Below are 21,025 nucleotides of genomic sequence, written 5' to 3' on the forward strand. Positions count from 1 at the left end.
CCTGGGTGTGTATCCCTAAGGACATCAACGGCGTCGGCGAGGCGGGCGGAGCGTGATGTTCGCGGCGCTTTGAAGGATGAGCGGCCGCGCGTTCCTGCGCATCGGAGAAGTTTTTCGGGGCCTGACGCCCGAGCACGGGCGGCTCGCCCTGGACGGCTACCCAAGACTGACCACGGCGCATTATTCAGCATAAGGAACGCCCCGCTCTTCAAAAGGTTTGTTCGACGGAGGAAGAATGATCAGATGTACTGTATTCGCGGTTGCGCTCATGCTCTGTGTCGCGCTTGCTGGCTGCAAGGGACATACCAGCGAATCCCTCAACGCCGAAGGAGAGGTGCTTTTCAAGCAGGGCAACTATAACGGGGCTATCGTCCATTACAAGAACGCCTTGGAGAAGGACCCCAATTTTGTCGCGGCGCGATACAATCTCGGTTTGGCTTATATCGAAACCGGCAAGATGGAGCAGGCCGAGCGGGAATTTCAGAAAGTTCTGCTGCAGAACCCCTATGACGGCCGAGTAAATTATCAGCTGGGCCGGATCGCCAATTTTCAGAACAAGCCTGCCGTGGCCGTGCCCTTGATCATGGCCTATTTGCAGGAACATCCGGATGATGCCGCCGCCTTGGAGCAGCTCGCCATTTCAGCCACCATTTCCGGGGATCCCGCCAGTGCCAAGGGACACCTGGAAAAGGCTCTGGCCGTCGAGCCCGACCGGATTTCGGCCAAGCTGGGTCTTGTCCAGATCTTCATGATTCAGGGGGATAGGGCCGAGGCTCGCAAAATGCTCGACAACCTGCTGGCTCAAGATCCCGACAACAGATCAGGGCTGCACGCGCTGGCGCAGCTTGAGGCTCAGGAAAAGGATCCCGAAGCCATGCTTGATGCGTATTCCCGCATCTCTTCCATCTACCCCTCCGATTTATTCGCCCGCTACAAGCAAGGCAGCCTCCTCATGAACAAAGGCGAAGGGGAGAAGGCCAGGGCTTCGGCCGAGGCCATGCTGAGTGAGTATCCCGACAGCGCCGAAGGGCATCGGCTCATGGGGCTGTATCTCTTCCGTGAGGGTAAATTCGACGAGGCCGCGACGTACCTCGGCAAATCCCTGCGCATCAAGCCGGATCTGGAAACATACTACCTGCTTGGTCTTGTCTATTACAGCCTCGACAATCTGGAACTGGCGGTGACCCAATTCCAGACTGTGCTCGATTACAGTCCTGGCTTCGTGCAGGCCAGGATCATGCAGGGCGAGATATTTCTGCGCCAGGGCCGTGGTCCGGAAGCGATGGGCGCGGCTGAAAAGCTGATCGAAGGCAGTCCGGAGGATTTTCGCGGCCATGTCCTGAAAGGCGACGCCCTTTTGATGCAGGGCAAGGCCCATGAGGCGCTGGCCGAATTCAGACTGGCGATGGGGTTGGCGCCATCCCATTATGGACTGCTGCTCAAGGCGGGGCTGCTAAAGCTCTCCCTGGGAGATCGCAGTGGAGAGGACGAGTTGGTGAGCGCGATCAAAATATCGCCCGAGGGCGTCGATGCGCGCATGGCTCTGCACTCGTATTATTTCAGAAATGGCCGCACGGACGAGGCCATGGCCGTGCTGACCGAGGGCCTGAACGGGAGCCGGAACGACGCCGTGCTCTATAACGCCCTGGCCAAGGCCTCATTGGGGCGCAGGGACGCCGAGGGGGCTGAGGAATATCTGGCCAAGGCACGTGGCGCGGATCCCGCTTTCCTACAGACCTATTTTCATGGAGCCATCGCCAAACTTGCCCGAAATAAGCTTGATGAAGCCGTGACGCAATATGACTTGGCTCTGGGCTTCGCTCCGAACGATGTGCGAGCCCTGATCGCCTCGGCGGCGGTCCTTGAGAAACAGGGGAAGCTCGACGAAGCCCGGATCCGGCTCGAAAAGGCTCGCTCCACCAAGGACACCGGGGCGATCCTGATGCTTTCGAGTTTCCTGCAGCGAAACGGAAAAAGCGACGAGGCCCTGGCGGTTCTGGACCAGGAACGAACGCGGCAACCCAAAAATATGGTCATTGTTCAGGGCCTGGCCAAGCTGCATGTCGCACGCAAGGAAATGGACAAGGCCATGGCCTTGTATGCCCAGCTTGAGCAGCTCGACCCCTATTCCGGGACGGTGGAGAGGATGAGAGCGTGGATGGCCGCCGGAGATCTGGACAAGGCCGAGGAGAGCGCCCGGCGTCTGATGCAGTTGAAGCCGGACAAGGGGCAGTCTTGCCTGCCGTTGGCCAGCATTCTTGAGATGCGCCAGAACCGGGCTGAAGCCGAAAAAGTGCTGATCAGTGCATGGGCGCTTGAACCCACCGACGATCAGGTCGGCGTCGTGCTGGGCGAGTTTCAGCTGCGTGGCCGGCAGACCAAGAAGGCGCTCGCCACCTTTGATCGGGTTTTGACGCATTCCCCCACCAGCGCCCAGGCCCTGACCGGGAAGGGCATGGCCTTGCAACTGCTTGGCAGGAACGACGACGCGGCCAGGATGTATCTCCAGGCCGTGCAGGCCCGGCACGACCATGTCCCGGCCTTGAATAATCTGGCCATGATCTGGGCCGATGACGAGGCGAAAAGCGCCCAGGCCGTGAATCTGGCCATGGCGGCCTTTGTTCTTGCGAACAACGATCCCGCCATCATCGATACTCTTGGCTACGCCCTGATCCGTAACAATCGTCCAGAGGAAGCCCTGGGCGTACTCGCGCGGGCATTGACTCTCGCTCCGGGCAATCCCGGGATCCTTTTTCATCAGGGTCTGGCCGAGGCCGAACTGGGCCGTACGGCCGAAGCCAGAGCAACGCTTGAAGCGGCCTTGGCTTCGACCGATTTTGCTGAACGCGAGGACGCCGAAAAGCTTCTGCACGCCTTGAGCGGGAAGTAGGGAGGACGCATGTCGCCGATTATATTTCGAAATCTTGCCCACGACATCATTTGGGCGTTGCTGGCCCTGAGTGCGTCTCTGGCCATCCTGGCACCGTCCGTCGCATCGCTTTCCGGGGACTTTGAGTTCGTGCGCGGAGCCAGCAGTGTTCTGGCCATTACGCTTCTGCCCTCGGTCGGAGTCTGGTCGGTCTTCTGGTTCACTGGCCGTAAACCGAAGGCGCCGAGGGCTTTGTATTACCAAGCCGTGGCGACTTCGCTGACCATGGCGATGCTTTATGTCGTGGACAGGTCGTCGGGTGTGCTCGGAAGCGAGATCCGTCTTGTCGTGCTTGGGCTTGGCGTCTTTGCCGGACTCAAGTCCGCCGAGTTTCTGTTCGCCAAGTACCGCAGGGTCATCCCGGGAGTGCTCAAGCGCGTGCTTATCGTCGGAGACGGCCCGCTGGCCGTGCAGATGGAGGAATTCATGCACGCCAATCGGGAGAGCTATGTCATGCTTGGCAGGGTCAGCTGCACATCGACGGTTTTCCCCCCGGCAGACGAAGAGGCCGGGCATGAAACGGCTCCTGACAGGATCGGCAGATTGTTGCGTTTGGCCCAGAATTTCGGGGCCGACAAGGTCGTGGTCGCCCTGGCCGAGCGGCGGGGCTTTTTCCCGGTGGAAGAGCTTTTGAACTGCAAGATGGCCGGGATCGAGGTCGTGGACGCTCCCTCCTTCTATGAAAGCGCGACGCACAAGCTGCTCATCGAAAATATCTCACCCAGCTGGTTCATCTTCAGTCATGGGTTCAAGGTGAATTGGATGCTGCGCCTGTGCAAGCGCATCTTTGACCTGAGCGCCGCCAGCGTCGGCCTGATCTGTTTTATGCCGTTCGTGCCGTTCATCGCGCTGGCCATCAAATTGGACTCTCCCGGCCCCATGCTGTTCAGGCAGGTCAGGGTCGGCAGGAGCGACAGGCCCTTCGTGCTCATGAAATTCCGCACCATGCGCGAGGACGCCGAAGCAGGGACCGGAGCCGTCTGGTCCCAGGTGGATGATCCGCGCATAACCAAGGTCGGAAACTTTCTACGCCGTTCCCGCCTGGACGAGATTCCGCAGCTGATCAACATCCTCAAAGGCGACATGAGCCTGGTCGGTCCCAGACCGGAACGCCCTGAGTTCGTGAGTGAGCTGAAGGAAGTGATTCCGTACTATTCGGAGCGACATTATGTGAAACCAGGGCTGACGGGGTGGGCACAAGTGCTTTATCCGTACGGTTCAACCATTGAGGATGCAATTGAGAAACTTCGTTATGATATGTACTACATAAAGAATATCTCAATAATACTTGATTTATACATTGTTATTAAAACATTTAAAGTCGTATTGCTTGGAAAAGGGAGGTAGAGATGTCGTCTGATACCGGGATTGGATCCGTCATGTGGAAGAAATGTTTCATGGCCAAGGTTGCGGTGCTGATTTTCGGCGCGATGCTTCTTGGCGGGACAGGCTTGGCCGGCGAGTACATCATCGGCGCGGGAGATAGCGTGCATGTCTTCGTGTGGGGCGAGCCGGAGCTTACGGTTCCCGCCCTTGTGCGTCCCGACGGCCGCATCTCTCTTCCCGGAGCCGGAGAGATCATGGCCGAGGGTTTGACCCCTGAGGCCCTGCAGAAGGAGATCGCCAGCCGTCTCTCGGCCCTGGTCAAGAAGCCTATGGTCACAGTGTCCATGGTCGGAATCGAGAACAGCAAGGTTTACATCATCGGCGGAGGCGTCGTCACGGGCGTTTATCCCCTGAAGCAGAAGACCTCGCTTCTGCATCTCTTGGCGGGCATGGATTTGGCCCGGGCCGACCTGCACGGCGCCCATGTAATGCGCGACGGAGCCCGGATGGATCGGGATTTCGATCTTTTGCTGCGCAACGGGGACTTAAAGCAGGACCTTGTTCTGCACCACAACGATATAATTGTCTTTCCGGCTCTGCCTGAACCCTATGTCTATGTCGTCGGTGCCGTGAACATGCCGCAGGCCTTGCCTTACAGGGACGGAATGACGGTGCTCGATGCCCTGCTGGCGTGCGGAGGATTCAACAAATTCGCCAAGAAGAACGATACGGTCGTAGTTCGGCGGGAGGACGGGGCCGAGAAGCGGATTCCGGTCCATGCCCAGGATTTGGCCGAGGGTCGCGATCTGTCCCAGAATGTAGTCTTGCGTCGCGGGGATTACATCATTGCCGCGGAAAGTTTCTTTTAAGCCGCAGGAGCGGAGCCACACATGAATCATGAACTGTATCAGCAATTTGAAAGGTATGCGCGGATCTTGCTGCAACGTAAGCGCATCGTGGTGGCCGTGGCTCTGCTGGTCATGACCCTAGGGGTTGTAATCAGTTATGTCCTGCCCAGGAAATACGAAGCGCAGTCCACGGTTTTCATCGAGCAGAGCGTCATCAGCGAATTGGTCAAGGGCATTGCCACCACTCCGTCCATGGAGGCCAAGATCAAGGTGTTGGGCGTGGCCATGCTGAGTCGGGAAACGCTTTCCAAGGTGATGCGCATTCTGGATAAGGATGTCGAGTTTGCTTCGGATATGGATCGGGAAGCATACATAAAGGATTTGCGGGAGCGGATTTTCATCAGGCTGGACGAAAAGCGGGGGATCTTCTTCATCTCCTTTCAGGACAGCGACCCGCGTTATGCCCGTGATTTCGTCAATACCATCACTCAAGTCTACATCGAGTCGAATACGGCCTCCAAACGGGATGAATCCCTGGAAGCGACCCGCTTTTTATCCGAGCAGATAGAGAGCTTCAAGAAGCGCCTCGACGCGGTGGAGGACGAGATCAATCAGTACAAGGCCGAGCATGGCCTCCAGTTGGCGACAGACGAGACCAGCATCCGTTTCGAGATCGCTGACGCCGAGAGAAAGCTGGAGGCCATTCGGGCTCGCAGGCTAGAGCTTGAGACCAAGTTGCAGCTCGTGCCTTCCGGAACGGGCCGCTCCACGCATCTGGTCGATATGGAGCGCCAATTGGCGACGCTTTTGACGGCCTATACGGACCAGCATCCAAAGGTGGTGCGGCTGCAGGGACAGATCAGGGCGATGAAAAACAGTCCTTCGGGCGGCATGACCGGGGGTTCGGGGGGCATAACCAAAACTCTGATCCAGGCCGAGATCGATGCCGCCACGCTTCAAGAGAAGGCCCAGCTTGCGACCATCGATGAAAAGACAGAGTTTCTGCGCCGGATTCCCACGCTACGCACGGGGCTGAACGAGCTCTTGCGCAAGAAGGAGAACGAAACCCTGATCTACAGTCAGCTCGTGACCCGCTATGGTCAGTCAGAGGTCTCCAAGCAGATGGAGATGGAAAACAAGTCCATGAACTTCCGGGTTGTGGATCCGGCTGTCGTGCCTGAAACCGCAATCAGTCCCAAGCGCATTCCGATCATGTTTTTGTCAGCCCTGGCCGGAATCGGGATCGGCATAGGCGTAATCATGGTGCCATACATCATGCGCGGGTCGGTGGAGAGCCTGGCCGATCTGCGGGTTCTCAACCAGCGGGTGCTGGCCGTTCTGCCGGCGATTTCCAAACCAAACGAGGAGAGGAAGCGCGTGAGGAGGGACCGTATTTTCCTGTCCGGCGCGGCGCTCTACTTTCTCCTGCTGGTGACCATTGGCGTCATGGAGGCCCTGGGCAAATCACCCCTCGACGCACTGTTTGGCCGTGCGCTCGGCCCGTGGCTGTAGCCCCAAAACCTGAATACGAGAGGATAGTTAAAACCAATGAGCAGAATCGAGGAAGCACTGGCCAAAGCGGCTGGAATGCAATCCGGATTGCACAGCAAGGGAAACAGGGCCGAAGTGTCCGGCATTGCCCGGGCGCCCATGGGCGAGCCGACCAGTGTCGGCGGGTTTCGCTTGCCCGAGGAGACCATGGTGGTCATCAACGCGCCTTTGTCGCCCATGGCGGAGGAGTATCGCAAGCTGAAGGAAGCGCTGGTCAAGATGACCAAGCGCGAGCGTTTCGACAACCTCATTGCCGTGACCAGTTCCATCGCGGGCGAGGGCAAGAGCATGACCGCAGTCAATCTGGCCGCCAGCCTTGCGGGTGAGTATGATCATACGGTCCTGCTCGTCGATGCCGATCTTCGGCGGCCTTCCGTGCATAAGTATCTGGGCCTTGGTTCGGGCAAGGGCCTTTCGGATTGCATGCGCGAGGGGCTGGACGTGGGTGAACTGCTGGTCAAGACGGGGATCGGCAAACTCTCGGTCCTGCCTGCGGGCACACCCACCCCCAATCCGGTGGAGCTGTTCTCTTCCGACGCCATGCGCAGCCTGTTTCGGGAAATGAAGATACGTTACGGAGACCGTTACATCATCGTCGATACCCCGCCGGTGCTGCCCTTTGCCGAGACGCGGTCCATCGCGAGCATCGTCGACGGCGTGATTCTGGTCGTGAAGGAGGGGATGCCAAGCCTGGATCAGATTGAGGAGGCCATCGAAGCCCTGGATCAGAAGGTTCTGGGACTAGTTTACAACGGGGCGTATCTGCAAAGCAAGTCGTCCTACTATTACGCGGAGTAGCCTGTCCCGTGTACACAGCATTCTTCGGGTTGCGTGAAAAACCCTTCGATCTACTTCCCAATCCCGACTTTTTGTATCCGAGTCGGGCTCACAAGCGGGCGCTGACCTATCTGACGCATGGGATCAAGGAGCGGGCGGGGTTCATTCTGCTCACCGGTGAAGTGGGGTCCGGGAAGACTACCCTGATCCGCAACATGATCCGGTCGCAGCTGCGGAACAGCGTCCTGGCCAAGGTGTTCAACACTCGTGTCGATTCTCTGCAACTCCTCATGCAGATCAACGGTGATTTCGGGTTGGATACGGACGGGCGGGACAAGGCCACGCTGCTGCGGGAACTGAACGATTTTCTCATCGAGCAGTATGCCCAGCGCCGCCAGGCCGTGCTGATCATCGACGAAGCCCAGAACCTGTCCGCCGAAATCCTCGAAGAGGTGCGCATGCTCTCCAACCTGGAGACGGATCGGGACAAGCTCCTGCAGATCATTCTCGTCGGCCAGCCGGAGTTGCGCGACATCCTGGCCCGGCCGGACCTTTTGCAGCTGCGACAGCGCATCCAGATCAACTGTCACCTGCAGCCTCTGAGCGCCGCGGAGGTCCGCGAGTACATCCTCTTCCGTCTGGAGAAGGCCGGCAACAAGACCGCCCTGGTCTTTGACGATGACGCCGTGGAGGCCATCGCGACATACAGCCGCGGTATCCCCCGGCTTGTCAACATCCTGTGCGATTACATCATGATCGACGCCTTTTCCTCCCAGACCCGGAACATCGAGGGAGGCGTGATTCACGAACTGGCAGCGGATTTGTCCTTCGAGGCTCAGTACTGGAATCCCGAGCCGCCGAAAAAAACGGAGGCCGCTGCGGCGATCGCAGCGCCCGAAGAGAAACGGGACACCTATGACGTGGCCCGGAATACGACAGCGCAGTCCAGGATATTGAGCGTCATCGGGTCCATGAACAAACGCATCGAGGAACTGGAATTCATGCCCGTCTGGGACCATGCGGCCATGCTCGACATGCAGGAACGGGTGGACAGGCTGGAAAAGTCCCTGGAGACCAAGGTCCGGGAGCTGCGGTCGATGCAGCAGCAACTGCGCAGTGAGATCGTGCAGCAGCTCGATCCCCTGCCGGCCGAGGTCGACGTGAAGAAACGCAACGGGGCCATGAGAAGCATCTGGAATTACTTGTGGGGGAACTGATTGGAACCGGCCTGGGGGACGTAACCGGCCATTTTAATTCCGAACTTCAACGTGAGACCGCACCATGAAAAATTACCTGATGGCAGCCTTTCTTCTGATGATCGCCGTGTCTCCTGCCTGGGCAGACCCCGAGTGGAAGGCATCCTTAAGCGTGAGCGAAGAGTACAACGACAACGTAAAAGAGGAGCGCCACGGCGAAGACGATTTCGTGACCTCCGTCCGGCCCGGTTTGAGCTATAGACACGAGGGCGCGCGCACGCTGCTGGAGACGAGCTACAGGGGAACGTGGAACCATTACGCTTCCGGGACCCGGGATCAGGAATTCAACCACGACGCCATGCTCCATGGCCTGCTGGATGTCTGGGAAGGATTTTTCTTTCTGGACGTCCGCGACACATACCGATTGGTCAATCAGGACCGGACGCGCGGCGAAGCCGTGGAAGAGGACTCGACCATCGACCAGCTGCAGCAGAACATCTTCACTTTTTCTCCCTACATCACCCCGCGCTTCGGAGAGCGCGGTCAGGCCAAGGTCGGGTACGCCTACAGCAACATCTGGTACGACGAGGAAGATCGGGACTCCAAGAACATTCATCGCGGATTCGTGGACGCGGAATACGAACTGACCGCGCAGACGGCCTTGCTCAGTGGCTATTCGTACACCCAGGAACTCTGGGAAGAAGAGACGCTGGACCGCAATATCATCTATCTCGGCGGCCGTTATGCGTACGCCGAAAACGGCATCGTGTACCTGAAGGCAGGGCCCCAGCATACCCGGTACCGGGACCGCGATACCAGCTCCACAAGCCTGTTCTGGGATGCGGGTCTGGATCATGATTTCGGGTCCGTGCTCCTGCATATGAACACGGGAGTGTCCTTCGAGGACGATCCGGACACGGGCGAAACCTATGAGCGCAGGTTCGGCACCGTGCGGCTGACCAAGACTTGGTCCAGAACCACGGCCAGCGTGTTCTCCACCCTGGAAGAGTACGAAGACAGGAACGATGACGGCGAGGACGGAGAGGAGGTGCGCAGGACGGTGCTGGGAATGAGCCTGGCCCATGAGCTGAGCGAGCGACTGACCGCCTCCATGGGGCTGTCCCACGATTTTCAGAATCGGTCGGATGACGACACGCGGCGATGGTACGCAAACGTGGGCCTCAAATATGCCTTGAGCGAACGGGTGGGACTCGCCTGCTGGTATCGGTTCAAGGATTCCTCCTCGGATGACGTGGAGGAAGAATACCGGGTGAACCGGGTCGGAGTGCAGCTCACGATGACATTCTAGGTCGCCGTGCGGGAAGATGCCGGGACGACGATGGCAGCGGCGGCGCGACGGACCCTGTAACGTTGGACGGGGATGTATGAAAAACGCCTTGACCATAGATGTGGAAGACTATTTTCAAGTCACGGCCTTTGAAGGCGTTGTGAAGCGGCAGGATTGGGTGGTCTATCCCTCCCGGGTCGAGAACAACACCCGGCGGGTGCTGGATTTGCTCGATGAATTCTCCCTGTCGGGCACATTCTTCGTCCTTGGCTGGGTGGCGGAACATTTTCCGGGCGTGGTGCAGGCCATCGCAAACGGCGGTCACGAAGTGGCCTGCCACGGCTATGGCCACGAACTCATCTACAATCTGGAACCTCACGCCTTCCGCGCCGATGTGCGCAGGTGCAAGGCCCTGCTCGAAGACCTGACCGGCGTTCCTGTTCTGGGTTACCGAGCCCCAAGCTATTCCATCACCAATAACTCCATGTGGGCTCTGGACATCCTCATCGAGGAAGGCTTTGCCTATGATTCGAGCATCTTCCCCATTGTCCACGACAATTACGGCATTCCGGGCTCCCGGCGATTTCCCTACGATATCGTTCGTCCTGGCGGCAGCATCCGCGAATTTCCCCTGACCACCCTGTCGGTGAACTTCGCGGGTCGCAGGATCACCCTGCCCATCGCCGGAGGCGGCTATCTGCGCCTTCTCCCTGCGGGGGTCGTGCTGTGGGGGATGCGCAGCGTCAACACTGCGGAAAAGCAGCCCGTGGTTCTCTATTTCCATCCGTGGGAGATGGACCCAGATCAGCCGCGGATCAAGGCCCGGATGAGGTCCCGTTTCCGGCATTATCTCAACCTCGACACGACGGAAGAAAAGGTCCGCAGCCTCCTTGGCGAGCTGCGTTTCGACACCATGGCCAGGGTGCTGGGGCTGGACGGGGGAAACGGCGATGAGAGCACGAGCGCGACCCGCCCGGAGGTTCCCCTGCCATGAGCGTACGCACGGAAACCTTTCAGGGCGCGGCAGCGGACTGGGATCGCTTCGTTGAATCGATGCCCTGTGCGGCAGGGTATTACAACCATGCATGGCGGGCTATTCTGGAGCGCAGTTTCGGGCATGAAACCTATTTTCTGGCTGCCAGGACAAACGGCGCCATAAGCGGTGTTTTACCGCTGGTGCACATGCGCGGCGTTTTCGGTAATTTTCTGGTTTCCCTGCCCTTTGTAACCTATGGCGGACTGCTCTGCCGGGACCAGGCTTCAAGCCAGGCCCTGCTGGAAGCCGCCGGGGAATTGCGTTCCCGGCTCAAGGCGCGTCACGTGGAGCTCAGGCACACCCAGACCGTGAACCCGGATCTGCCCGCCAGAAGGCACAAGGTGGCCATGGTGCTTGCCCTGGCCCAAAGCGAAGAGGCGATGTGGACGGGTTTCAACGCCAAGGTCCGCAATCAGATCCGCAAGGCGCAAAAAGCCGGCCTGGAGACGGTCTGGGGCGAGGAAGAACTGCTGGACGATTTTTACACCGTGTTCGTGCGCAACATGAGGGATCTGGGCACTCCCGTGTATGCGCGCTCGTTTTTTGCCAACATCCTGGCCGGTCTGCCCGGCGTGACCCGGATCGTATTGATCAGAAGGCAGGGCGAGCCCATCGCCGCCGGGCTGCTCTATTGGCACGGGGAGACTCTGGAAATTCCCTGGGCCTCGTCCATCCGGGACTACAACTCTCTTTGCCCCAACAATCTCATGTACTGGGAGGCCATTCGCCATGGCCTGCGCCTGGGGCTGCGCCGGTTTGACCTCGGCCGGTCCTCCCTTTGCTCCGGGACGTTCAAATTCAAGGAACAATGGGGGGCGCGGCCCGAAATACTGCAATGGCACTACCTCTTGTCCTCGGGGGCGAAGCTGCCGAACCTGAGCAACAGCAACCCCAGGTTTTCCATGGCCATCAGCCTGTGGCGGCGTCTGCCCCTGGCCATGACCCGCACCCTCGGTCCGTTGATCGTACGGGACATCCCATGAACGGCCCCTACTTGCGTATGCTGCCGCCCAGCGCCTCGCCGCTGCGTCCCGCCGATATCGCGGCCGGGGTCAGGGCGTGGATGACCGGCCAGGGCGCGGAATCCCTGCGGCGTGAGGTGAAACGGCGGTTCGGAGCGCGGCATGTTTTTTTTACGACCTCCGGCCGGGCCGGACTCTCGGCCTCGCTGCGTGCCATGCGCACGCTTTGCCCGCAGCGGGACGAGGTGCTGCTGCCAGCATTCACTTCCTTTTCCGTGCCCTCGGCCGTGGTCAATGCGGGGCTCAAGGTCGGCCTTTACGATCTGCACCCCTGGACCCTGGCCCCGGATATGGTCAGCCTGGAAAAAGCCTTGAACCGCAAGACATTGTGCGTCGTGGCCTGCCATCTTTTCGGATATCCGCTGGATCTTCGCCCTCTGCGTGAATTGTGTCGTGCCCATGGCGCGGTTCTTCTGGATGACGCCGCGCAGGCCATGGGCGCTCGGGTTGGAGCGGAGTTGGCCGGAACCATGGGCGACGTGGGGCTTTTCAGCCTGAGCCGGGGCAAGAACATCACCGCCGTGGACGGGGGAATCATTCTGACCGACCGCGAGGACCTGGCGGACGCTTTTGGAGCGATGCCCGCGCTTTTCGCGGCGGTCGGCAGAATTCGGACCGCCCGGAACTTGGCGCTGGCGCTGGCGCTCATGGTCATGCTCCATCCCCGGGCCTACTGGCTGCCGGCCTCCCTGCCGTTTCTGGGGATCGGACGCTCGGTTTTCGATCCTGATTTCAGCCTTGAAGGTCTGGACGCGTTTCGGATCGGCATGGCTCGCAGTGTTTTTGACCGGCTGGACGCCCTGAACGAAGGGCGCCGCAGCACTGCCGCCTCCCTGAGAGAAACCTTGCGGGAAGCGCCCGGCGTGCGTGTCATTCAGGCTGCCGATGGAACCTATCCCGTGTATCTGCGCCTGCCCGTCCTGCCTGTTTCAGGTGCCTGGCCAGGGGATTTCGCGTCTCGAGCGAAAGCCCTGGGCGTGATCCGCTCCTATCCCCTGGCCTTGCACCACATCCCGAAGCTCGCGCGTTATATAACGTCCGCCGGGGAGTATCCGACGGCCGAGATGCTGGCCGAAAACCTCCTGACCCTGCCGACCCACGGCCACGTGCGCGACAACGACATAAAGGCCATCGTGCGGATTTTCGGGGAACTGCCTCTGGAGAAGTGCGCAGGCTTCAAGGAGGTCGCGGCATGAGCACGCTGTTCTGGCTTTCCTTCGCTGCTCTTGCGTATGCGTTTGCCGGATATCCTGTTCTGGTTCGAGTTGCCGCAGCCGTGTGGGGCAAGAGAATTTTGCGTGACGAGGGCGTTGTCCCACGCATCAGCGTGCTCTTGTCCGTGTACAACGAAGAGCCGGTCATTCGGCAGAAGATAGAAAATTTCCTGGCACTGGACTACCCGGAAGACCGTATTGAACTGATCGTGATTTCCGATGGGTGTACTGATCAGACAGAGGAGATTGTTCGCTCCTTCGCAATAACTCGGGTGCGTCTTTTCATTCAAGAAGAGCGTGGCGGGAAAACCTTGGCCTTGAATCGGGGTGCTGCAGAAGCCACAGGCGAAATTCTCGTTTTTACGGACGCGAATTCCATGTTTCGTCCTGCAAGTATCCGAAAACTGGTGGCTCCCTTTGCCGACGCCACAGTCGGCTTGGTCAGTGGCCGCAGCATTTACGTGGATTCCGAAGGAAACGAAACATTGGGCGGCGTTTATCGCCGCTATGAAGAATGGATCAAGGAAGGCGAGAGCAGGCTTTTTTCCATTGTTGGAGCGGATGGAGCGATCTATGCCCTGCGTCGGGATGTTTTTGAGCCGCTTAAACCTGAATTTATCAATGATCTGCTACATCCGATCCAAGTGGTCTCAAAAGGCTTGAAGGCTGTGAGCGAACCTTTGGCTCTCGTGGTCGAGGCCTGTGAAGATGATGGAGATGCGGAATTGAAACGTCAGACCCGGATCATGGCTCAATCATGGCATGTGTGTTTGCGTCATTTAGGTGGAATAATTCGAGACGGACAATATGGTTATGCATGGCAAATGGCTTCTCATAAAATTTTACGATGGATTACTCTGCCTATGCTCGGTGCTTTGGGTCTGAGTGCCTTTTTTAATCTTTTTAATTTCTTTCCCACGCTTTCTTTTGTCAGTCTCTTCTGGCTGGTTTCTTTTGCTTGGCTGGGATCAAAAGGGAAAGATGGTATTGCAAGAGTCGCTTGGGTGTTTTTTGTTTTGCACTGGGCTGCATTGATTGGTTTGTATAAATTAATTATAGGGGAAACTTTTGTAAAATGGGAACCAAGAACAAATTAAATATTTCATTATTTATTATAAATCAATTATGTAAATAATATATTTGCTAAAAATGAAATCAAATAAAAATAAGTTAAAAATTTGGTATTATCTAAAAGAATTTTACAGGATAATTCGATGGAGTTCTCGTGCAACTTCTTTTCTGCATGTTCTTGCAATGTGGGCCCCATTCAACTCTTGGCGTATTTTTTTTCATAAATTACGTGGTACAAAGATTGGAAGAAAAGTTTATATATGCCAGGGTGCATTTTTAGAAGAGTCGAGACCATGGTTAATAAATATTAAAGATGGAGCTCGGATTGGGGTCGGTGTAATTATAGTTAGTCATGATGGTGTATATGTGCCGTACTTAGAAGGTATGCCAAATAAATATTCAAGAGTGATTATTGATAAAAAGGCATCAATTTGTCCGGGGGCGATCATATTGCCTGGTGTCCACATTGGTGAAGAAGCGGTGGTCGCTCCTGGTGCAGTTGTGCATCGTGATGTTGCTCCCAGAATTATTGTGGCTGGAATACCAGCCAAGCAAATCCTGCTGCTAGATGAAGCGCTTTTGAAGCTTGCGCCGAAAAAGCAATATTGGATAGAAATGGAGGAGAAAACTCGATATCCTTGGAAGTGTGATGATGAGTCTTAAAGTTATAATTTGCGAAGAACGCGATCAACAAAACTGGGATGAATATGTAAGTGATCATACCTATGGTCATTTTATGCAATCGTGGGCGTGGGGTGTTTTTAAGGAGCAGCAAGGTTGGCGTCCGATGCGTTTTTTTGCTCTGCGAGATGGTGCTCCATGTGGTGCGATGCAGGTTCTTACCCGTGGTGTACTTGGAAAGGAATGTCTTTTGTACGCTCCGCGTGGGCCCGTTTTAGATATGAATGATTTAGAAGTTATGGACTCTTTGCTTTGTGCTGTTAAGAGCTACTATCCGAACGGAATAACTTTACGAATGGATCCATATGTCAGGGAGGGTGAAATTGGGACCGACGTCTTTCGTGGCCTTCGTAGATTGCCTGAAGAATGGTCATTTTGGAATTGTCCTAAGTACGTTTTTTGGCTTGATACATCCGGTGGGACTGCTCAAGTATTTGATGCTTTTGGTACTAAGCAAAGGAACCAAATCAACTATCCCGCAAAGCGGGGGGTTGTTTTCGTGAAAGGCGGTATTGATGATGTTGATGATTTTTATAGGTTGATGGTTTCTATGTCACTGCAAAAAGGTATTGCATGTCACGCGAAACCTTTTTTTCAAAAGCTTTTTACAGTATTTTGTAATAATAAAATGGCAGATATTTCTTTTGCTGAAATTGATGGTGAGCGCATTGCTTGCGGTATGAGCTTGCGATTCGGTAAAAAATCATGGTTAATGTATGCTGCGACGGATGAAAATGGTTATAATTTCCGAGCAAGTCGTGCAGTACAGTGGGATATGATTACGTCAGCTTTAGAAAATGGATGTAAGAGATATGATTTTCGAGGGACGGCGACAGGTCGCAATCCGAGCTTGAATGATCCGGGTTATGGTGTTTATGAATTTAAAAAGAAATTTTGTCCCGAATTTGTAGTCCTTGATGGATATTATGACTATGTTTTACGTCCGATTTTATATAAAATTTTTCGTTTTGCGGAAGTTTTTGCTCTGCCGCTTGCTTATAATACGTATAAAAAAGTTCATTCTTTTGTGGATAGATCGCATGTTGCTAAATTGTAATTAAATAGTCTACATTATGAATAAAAACGTTGTTTTCGTATCTTATCATTTTCCTCCGGATTCTTCCGTGGGGACCTTACGCACTCAGAAGTTCGTCAAATACCTTCCAGAGCATGGCTGGAAGCCTTTTGTCCTGACAGTGAAAGAATGCCATTATCCTTCCATCGACAATGATCGTTTGAAAGATATAGAGGCGGCTGTCGTTGAGCGGACTTCTTTCTGGCGAACTCCTTTGCAGTTACTTATCGACTTGCGCGATGGGCTTCGCGCCAACAAGAAAACACCATCAGCCTCAACTTCGTCCGGTGGCAAACCAGGAATGACCACGACTTTTAGGCACTCTGGCTTGAAGCGTTGGTTGTTCTATCTCAACTGGTTTCCAGATGACAAACTCTACTGGCTTTTTCCGGCTCTTAAAAAAGGACTGGCCCTGATCAGGGCGCACGACATCCAGCGCATTGTGGTATCGGCTCCTCCGCGCAGTTCAATCTTGCTGGCCTATCTGCTGTCCCGGCTGACCGGGGCGAAGCTGGTCATCGATTTCAGGGATCCGTGGCTTCTCAGGCATGGATACAATACGGATTTCTTCAAGCCGCAGAGGTTATTGGACGTTGAGTTTAAGCTTCAGACCCGCATTTTGCGGCATGCGGCTGCAGTGGTCACTACAAACGACTTTTTTCGGTCTGCTTTGCTAAGCGAGAATAACTTTCTATCTCCTGATAGCGTCCATGTGGTTCACAATGGGTATGATTTGGCTGATTTCCCCTCAATGCGAAGAGAGGAAAGCCGCGCTTTTTCCATCTCTTACTTGGGAACCTTCTACATGCAGCGCAATCCTGAAAATTTTCTGCGCGCCCTGGCGCTGTTCATGGATGAGAAGGGGTTATCGTCCGCGGATGTGGAAGTTCATTTCGTCGGCGACACGGAGAACGCCTCTGGATCGCCTGTCCGCGCGATGATCGAGAATAACGAACTTGGGGACGTGGTTTCGATATCTGCCAAGGTCGATTATGCACGGGCTCTCCAGATTATGTGTCAGTCCAGCGTGCTCTTGCTGCTTGCTCCGGACCAGCCCTATCAAATTCCGGCCAAGACATACGAGTACATGGCTGCTGGCCGTCCTGTTTTGGCCTTGACAGAAGCTGGTGCCACGGCGGCGCTGATCGCGTCTTCGGGATGTGGGATAGCCGTGGAGCCGGGCGATATCGAAGGCATCAGACACGCTCTTGCTCGATTGTATGAAGGCTATTTGAGTAGGACTGAGTATGTCTGTGACGTTAGCATTTTTGAACGACGCAACCAGACTTCACTGCTCGCCGGCATATTGGATGGGATCAATGCAGCATAATATAATAACACAGGCCGCTCCACGGATGTCACAGCTCAGTGCGTCCGCAGGCCTCTACACTCGACAATCTCCCGGAGTGCGAATGCCTGTCCTGGCTGCCGGCCTGTTAATCTTGGTGTTTGTTGGACGCGTGCAAGAACTGTTTCCTGTATTGGCCCCTTTGCGTTTAGGGCTCGTTGCCCTGGTCATGAACGCATTGATTCTGTTGGCCACCCTCGACCTTGCTGATCTTAGATTCAAGATGCGTATCCTGCCCCAGCCAAGGCTTTTGTTCGTGATCTTGGTGTTGGCCTTGTTGACTGTGCCCTTCAGCGTCTGGCCAGGAGGAAGTTGGAATTTTATTTCAAATAGCTATTTAAATAATATATTTGCCTTTTTCGTTCTCCTGCTTGTCATGAAAGATGAACGGGACATCAGGGGAATTGTCTTTGCGGGGCTGCTTTCCGTGTTTTTGCTCGGCACTTTGGGCATGTTGGGGCATGCCGGAGGGCGCTTGCAGATTTCGAGTACATATGATCCTAACGATATCGCATACTTAATGAATTGCTTCATACCTCTCGCCTTTTATCTTTCCCGGAGCGGCGGCAAGTTTCGCATGGTCTGTTGTTACTTGATGATGGCTTTGATGATCGTCGTGGTCATAAGTACGGCCTCCCGGGGCGGTTTTGTCAGCCTTGCTTCCATATTTGTGGTTATCCTGCTCAAAGAACGGCAGAAAAAGCTGAAGATCCTCCTCCTTTCCATTTTTGTCGTGTTTACGGCCCTGAGTTTCGCAGGCCCTGAATACTGGCAGAGAATGGGAACGATTGTCGACGAGAGCGACTACAACTACCAGGCCGGGGGGGGGCGCATCGAACTATGGAAGCGAGGGCTTGGCATGATAATCGACAATCCGCTGATTGGTGCGGGAATGGGACAATATCAAGTTGCCGAAGGGCTTCTTCATAAAGGTCAAGGCGGATGGAAATGGAGCACAGCACATAATTCTTATTTGCAGATTGGGGTGGAGTTGGGATTGCCGGGCTTAATAGTATACCTGATGATGCTCGCCAAAAGCATTGTTGTAGCGCGAAAGCTTCAGATTACACCTAGTCCTTTTGAAAGATCTCCGTTCTTGCTAGCCACAGTTTCCGGGCTGGAGGTCGGTTTTTATGCGTATTGCATCTCTTCTATCTTCCTATCTCAAGCTTATTCATCGGTCTTGTTCTATTTTCTGGCGCTGATCACGGCCTTGTGCGCGTTATCATTCAGGATGCAGGCACCTGTAAACCGAGAAATTGTGGCAGACAAGAGTCGTCCTAAATTGTCGTTGCGGAAACCTTATGCGTAAAGCTTCGAAAAAAAGACTAGGTGAGGACATGGCTGCAGTCTTGAGTGGCAGGGATTTTATCGTCTTTTCCGACGACTGGGGGCGCCATCCCTTCAGCTGTCAGCACATCATGCAGCATTTTCTGCCTCAAAACAGGATCCTCTGGGTCAACACCATAGGCATGCGGTTGCCGCGCTTGACAACGTACGACGTGAAGAGAGCCGTTGAAAAGATCGTGTCCTGGACTGTGCCGGCATCGGGCAGTGAGCAGAGCTTGCCGGAAGGCTTGCGGGTGATTGCACCCGTGATGATCCCTTTCAGCACAGTTTCTGTGGCGCGGGCCTTCAACCGGTGGAGCGTGACTCGCTCGGTCCAAGCCGCCATGCGGGAATGGGGAATGCGCGATCCGGTGTTGCTCACAACGCAGCCCCTTGCGTCCGAATTTGTCGGAAGCCTCGGCGAGAGCGCCGTGGTCTACTATTGTGTAGACGACTTCGCCAATTGGCCGGACATGAACATTCCGGAGTTTGTGCAGTCCTTGGAAGAAAAACTGCTTGATCAGGCGGAGTTGGTTGTCGCGGTTTCGGATCATTTGGTGCGAACACGTCCGGCGCGTAAAGGTCAAACGCGGCTTTTAACCCATGGTGTTGATCTGGAGCATTTTCGACGGGCAAGGACGGTTGCTGTTAGGGCGGCGGTCGATGGCCCCATGACCTCTCCGGTGATCGGTTTTTTTGGCCTGCTCGATAACCGCATGGATTGGGGTCTTGTTTCGAGCCTCGTCGAGCGGCGACCAGAGTGGACTTTCGTCTTTATCGGTAATGCTCAGGTGCCCCTCGTGGAATTGACTCGGTTTGGAAATTTCCGGCACGTCCCGGCGGTTTCCTATGAAGAGCTTCCGGGTCATGCCGCCGCCTTCGATGTGGCCATTCTCCCCTATGTCGTCGACGTGAGCACGGCGGGAATCAGCCCGCTCAAGCTGAAGGAATACTTGGCTCTGGATATTCCGGTCGTGACCACCCCGCTGCCGGGAGTGATGGAGTTCAGGGAAATTTTGTACATGGCTGCGGGAGCGGAGGAATTTGACGCAGCGATCATGGGTGCTTTGCAGACAGGCAGGAAACAGCATCAGTCAGATTGGATCGAACGCGAGGCGTGGGTGATGAAGGCCGAAATTCTATCCAGATGGATCGATTCTCTCCTGCTTCAGAAAAGGAGCGTTGCATGAAACCCAGGGTTTTTATCGCGATGGCTTCAACTATACTGGGGGGACCGGGTAAGGGCCTTGTGCAGTTTTTTAGGAACGACGGGTTGGAGTTTTGTCATCCCTTATGCATTACTTATGTGGTTGGCCACAATGGCAAGACTGAGTTTACCCATGCCATCGAAAACGCGGGAGTCAGGGTCGTTCCTCTACGCCAAAAGCTCACTTTTGATCCGTGTTTGATCAGTCAATCCTTGCAGATCGTGCGCAATGAGCGATGCAACTTGCTTCAGTCGCACGGATACAAAAGTCATGTGCTGTGTGCGGCGCTGCATTGGCGTACGGGTCTCCCCTGGATAGCTTTCGTACATGGTTGGACCTCTGAAAACATGAAGATGCGAATGTACCACTGCCTCGAAAAGACACTGGTGCCTTTTGCCACGAGGATAGTGGCAGTTTCTGATTCTATCAGTCGAAGGCTGGCTTTCGTGTCTGCGGATAAGATCCGGGTGATTCCCAACGCTGTCGATCCCGCTGAAATAAATATCGAAAATTCGGGGCGTAACGTGAGGGCCGCCCTCGACATCCCTCCGCAGGCCCTTGTGGCGGGGGTGGTCGGAAGGTTTAGTCCGGAAAAAGGGCAGACGTATTTTTTGCAGGCCCTGGCGTTGGCCCGTGCGCGTTTTCCACAGTTGGTTGGAATCCTGGTTGGTGACGGGCAGGACCGTCAAGCTCTCGAGGCAGAGGGGGCTGCCCTCGGGCTGGCCGGAGCCATTCATTTTACTGGGCACGTCAAGGATGTGGCGGAGTACTACCGTGCCATGGATCTGGTGGTAATGCCATCCTTGAGCGAGGGTATGCCTAACGTGGCCCTTGAGGCCATGCTTTTCGGAAAAGCACTGGTGGCAACGCGCGTGGGAGGGATTCCCGAAGTTGTCATGGACGGGGTCACAGGTCTTATTGTTGAGCCTAAGAATTCCGATCAACTGGCTTCGGCCATGTGCTCACTGCTGCAGAGCCGTGCTCTCCTCGACTCGCATGGCCAAGCCGGGAAACAGCGTGTTATGGATGAATTTAGCCCAGCCCTACGCACCCGGAGGATTCTCGACCTATATCAAGAGGTGTTAAATGTTCGCACTGCAACGGGCGTGCAAGCTTAAAGTTGGGA

General features: G+C 55.5%; 17 protein-coding genes. All 17 read left to right on the forward strand.

Annotated features, from left to right (window positions below; translation table 11 throughout):
• Positions 1-235: 235 nt before the first annotated feature.
• The 17 genes from prsT to BMZ40_RS02720 all read left to right on the forward strand — a co-directional run bounded on the left by prsT (position 236) and on the right by BMZ40_RS02720 (position 21,017).
• Positions 236-2,890, forward strand: coding sequence for an XrtA/PEP-CTERM system TPR-repeat protein PrsT (gene prsT, locus BMZ40_RS02640; protein WP_092372584.1), 2,655 nt, complete (start codon positions 236-238; stop codon positions 2,888-2,890).
• 9 nt (positions 2,891-2,899) lie between these two features.
• Entirely contained in the window at positions 2,900-4,276 is a 1,377-nt protein-coding gene (locus BMZ40_RS02645; protein WP_092372585.1) for a TIGR03013 family XrtA/PEP-CTERM system glycosyltransferase, read from the forward strand.
• 32 nt (positions 4,277-4,308) lie between these two features.
• Positions 4,309-5,124, forward strand: coding sequence for a polysaccharide biosynthesis/export family protein (locus BMZ40_RS02650; RefSeq protein ID WP_245751012.1), 816 nt, complete (start codon positions 4,309-4,311; stop codon positions 5,122-5,124).
• A 21-nt stretch (positions 5,125-5,145) separates the two neighbouring features.
• Entirely contained in the window at positions 5,146-6,615 is a 1,470-nt protein-coding gene (locus tag BMZ40_RS02655; protein ID WP_092372587.1) for an XrtA system polysaccharide chain length determinant, read from the forward strand.
• Between the two features lie 36 nt (positions 6,616-6,651).
• A complete protein-coding gene (locus tag BMZ40_RS02660) occupies positions 6,652-7,452 on the forward strand; it encodes an XrtA-associated tyrosine autokinase (RefSeq protein ID WP_092372588.1) in 801 nt (266 codons plus the stop codon).
• 8 nt (positions 7,453-7,460) lie between these two features.
• Complete coding sequence (locus tag BMZ40_RS02665) at positions 7,461-8,648, forward strand: XrtA/PEP-CTERM system-associated ATPase (protein ID WP_092372589.1); 1,188 nt, start codon at positions 7,461-7,463, stop codon at positions 8,646-8,648.
• A 64-nt stretch (positions 8,649-8,712) separates the two neighbouring features.
• On the forward strand, positions 8,713-9,936 hold the full coding sequence (locus BMZ40_RS02670) for a TIGR03016 family PEP-CTERM system-associated outer membrane protein (RefSeq protein WP_092372590.1): 1,224 nt from the start codon (positions 8,713-8,715) through the stop codon (positions 9,934-9,936).
• Positions 9,937-10,012: 76 nt separating this feature from the next.
• Positions 10,013-10,909, forward strand: coding sequence for an XrtA system polysaccharide deacetylase (locus tag BMZ40_RS02675; RefSeq protein ID WP_092372591.1), 897 nt, complete (start codon positions 10,013-10,015; stop codon positions 10,907-10,909).
• Positions 10,906-11,934 carry a FemAB family XrtA/PEP-CTERM system-associated protein gene (locus tag BMZ40_RS02680; protein WP_092372592.1) on the forward strand — a complete coding sequence of 343 codons (1,029 nt, stop codon included), beginning with the start codon at positions 10,906-10,908 and terminating at the stop codon, positions 11,932-11,934. Before BMZ40_RS02675 ends, BMZ40_RS02680 begins: the two co-directional genes overlap by 4 nt.
• Positions 11,931-13,169 carry a DegT/DnrJ/EryC1/StrS family aminotransferase gene (locus BMZ40_RS02685; protein WP_092372593.1) on the forward strand — a complete coding sequence of 413 codons (1,239 nt, stop codon included), beginning with the start codon at positions 11,931-11,933 and terminating at the stop codon, positions 13,167-13,169. The genes BMZ40_RS02680 and BMZ40_RS02685 overlap by 4 nt, the downstream gene beginning before the upstream one ends.
• The gene (locus tag BMZ40_RS02690) at positions 13,166-14,284 is read left to right on the forward strand and encodes a glycosyltransferase family 2 protein (protein ID WP_092372594.1); all 1,119 of its coding nucleotides are present in this window, start codon (positions 13,166-13,168) and stop codon (positions 14,282-14,284) included. Before BMZ40_RS02685 ends, BMZ40_RS02690 begins: the two co-directional genes overlap by 4 nt.
• Positions 14,285-14,336: 52 nt before the next feature.
• Complete coding sequence (locus BMZ40_RS02695; RefSeq protein ID WP_092372595.1) at positions 14,337-14,921, forward strand: acyltransferase; 585 nt, start codon at positions 14,337-14,339, stop codon at positions 14,919-14,921.
• Positions 14,908-15,996, forward strand: a complete 1,089-nt coding sequence (locus BMZ40_RS02700) for a lipid II:glycine glycyltransferase FemX (RefSeq protein ID WP_092372596.1) — start codon at positions 14,908-14,910, stop codon at positions 15,994-15,996. Before BMZ40_RS02695 ends, BMZ40_RS02700 begins: the two co-directional genes overlap by 14 nt.
• A gap of 16 nt (positions 15,997-16,012) precedes the next feature.
• Positions 16,013-17,344, forward strand: coding sequence for a glycosyltransferase family 4 protein (locus tag BMZ40_RS02705; protein WP_092372597.1), 1,332 nt, complete (start codon positions 16,013-16,015; stop codon positions 17,342-17,344).
• Between the two features lie 82 nt (positions 17,345-17,426).
• Positions 17,427-18,674 (forward strand): O-antigen ligase family protein, encoded by a 1,248-nt coding sequence (locus BMZ40_RS02710; RefSeq protein WP_177192987.1) that lies wholly within the window; start codon positions 17,427-17,429, stop codon positions 18,672-18,674.
• Between the two features lie 28 nt (positions 18,675-18,702).
• Complete coding sequence (locus tag BMZ40_RS02715) at positions 18,703-19,881, forward strand: glycosyltransferase (RefSeq protein ID WP_092372862.1); 1,179 nt, start codon at positions 18,703-18,705, stop codon at positions 19,879-19,881.
• Positions 19,878-21,017, forward strand: a complete 1,140-nt coding sequence (locus tag BMZ40_RS02720) for a glycosyltransferase family 4 protein (protein WP_092372599.1) — start codon at positions 19,878-19,880, stop codon at positions 21,015-21,017. The genes BMZ40_RS02715 and BMZ40_RS02720 overlap by 4 nt, the downstream gene beginning before the upstream one ends.
• The last annotated feature ends 8 nt before the right edge of the window (positions 21,018-21,025 follow it).

The organism is Desulfomicrobium apsheronum (assembly GCF_900114115.1).
Classification (GTDB): Bacteria; Desulfobacterota; Desulfovibrionia; order Desulfovibrionales; family Desulfomicrobiaceae; genus Desulfomicrobium; species Desulfomicrobium apsheronum.

What these genes read in the sequence shown, in the direction of transcription:
- BMZ40_RS02690 (WP_092372594.1), top strand. Translation starts at nt 13,166, where the DNA reads ATGAGCACGCTGTTCTGGCTTTCCTTCGCTGCTCTTGCGTATGCGTTT.
- BMZ40_RS02715 (WP_092372862.1), top strand. Translation starts at nt 18,703, where the DNA reads ATGGCTGCAGTCTTGAGTGGCAGGGATTTTATCGTCTTTTCCGACGAC.
- BMZ40_RS02685 (WP_092372593.1), top strand. Translation starts at nt 11,931, where the DNA reads ATGAACGGCCCCTACTTGCGTATGCTGCCGCCCAGCGCCTCGCCGCTG.
- prsT (WP_092372584.1), top strand. Translation starts at nt 236, where the DNA reads ATGATCAGATGTACTGTATTCGCGGTTGCGCTCATGCTCTGTGTCGCG.
- BMZ40_RS02705 (WP_092372597.1), top strand. Translation starts at nt 16,013, where the DNA reads ATGAATAAAAACGTTGTTTTCGTATCTTATCATTTTCCTCCGGATTCT.
- BMZ40_RS02700 (WP_092372596.1), top strand. Translation starts at nt 14,908, where the DNA reads ATGATGAGTCTTAAAGTTATAATTTGCGAAGAACGCGATCAACAAAAC.
- BMZ40_RS02675 (WP_092372591.1), top strand. Translation starts at nt 10,013, where the DNA reads ATGAAAAACGCCTTGACCATAGATGTGGAAGACTATTTTCAAGTCACG.
- BMZ40_RS02645 (WP_092372585.1), top strand. Translation starts at nt 2,900, where the DNA reads ATGTCGCCGATTATATTTCGAAATCTTGCCCACGACATCATTTGGGCG.
- BMZ40_RS02695 (WP_092372595.1), top strand. Translation starts at nt 14,337, where the DNA reads ATGAAATCAAATAAAAATAAGTTAAAAATTTGGTATTATCTAAAAGAA.
- BMZ40_RS02670 (WP_092372590.1), top strand. Translation starts at nt 8,713, where the DNA reads ATGAAAAATTACCTGATGGCAGCCTTTCTTCTGATGATCGCCGTGTCT.
- BMZ40_RS02655 (WP_092372587.1), top strand. Translation starts at nt 5,146, where the DNA reads ATGAATCATGAACTGTATCAGCAATTTGAAAGGTATGCGCGGATCTTG.
- BMZ40_RS02680 (WP_092372592.1), top strand. Translation starts at nt 10,906, where the DNA reads ATGAGCGTACGCACGGAAACCTTTCAGGGCGCGGCAGCGGACTGGGAT.
- BMZ40_RS02660 (WP_092372588.1), top strand. Translation starts at nt 6,652, where the DNA reads ATGAGCAGAATCGAGGAAGCACTGGCCAAAGCGGCTGGAATGCAATCC.
- BMZ40_RS02720 (WP_092372599.1), top strand. Translation starts at nt 19,878, where the DNA reads ATGAAACCCAGGGTTTTTATCGCGATGGCTTCAACTATACTGGGGGGA.
- BMZ40_RS02710 (WP_177192987.1), top strand. Translation starts at nt 17,427, where the DNA reads ATGCCTGTCCTGGCTGCCGGCCTGTTAATCTTGGTGTTTGTTGGACGC.
- BMZ40_RS02650 (WP_245751012.1), top strand. Translation starts at nt 4,309, where the DNA reads ATGTGGAAGAAATGTTTCATGGCCAAGGTTGCGGTGCTGATTTTCGGC.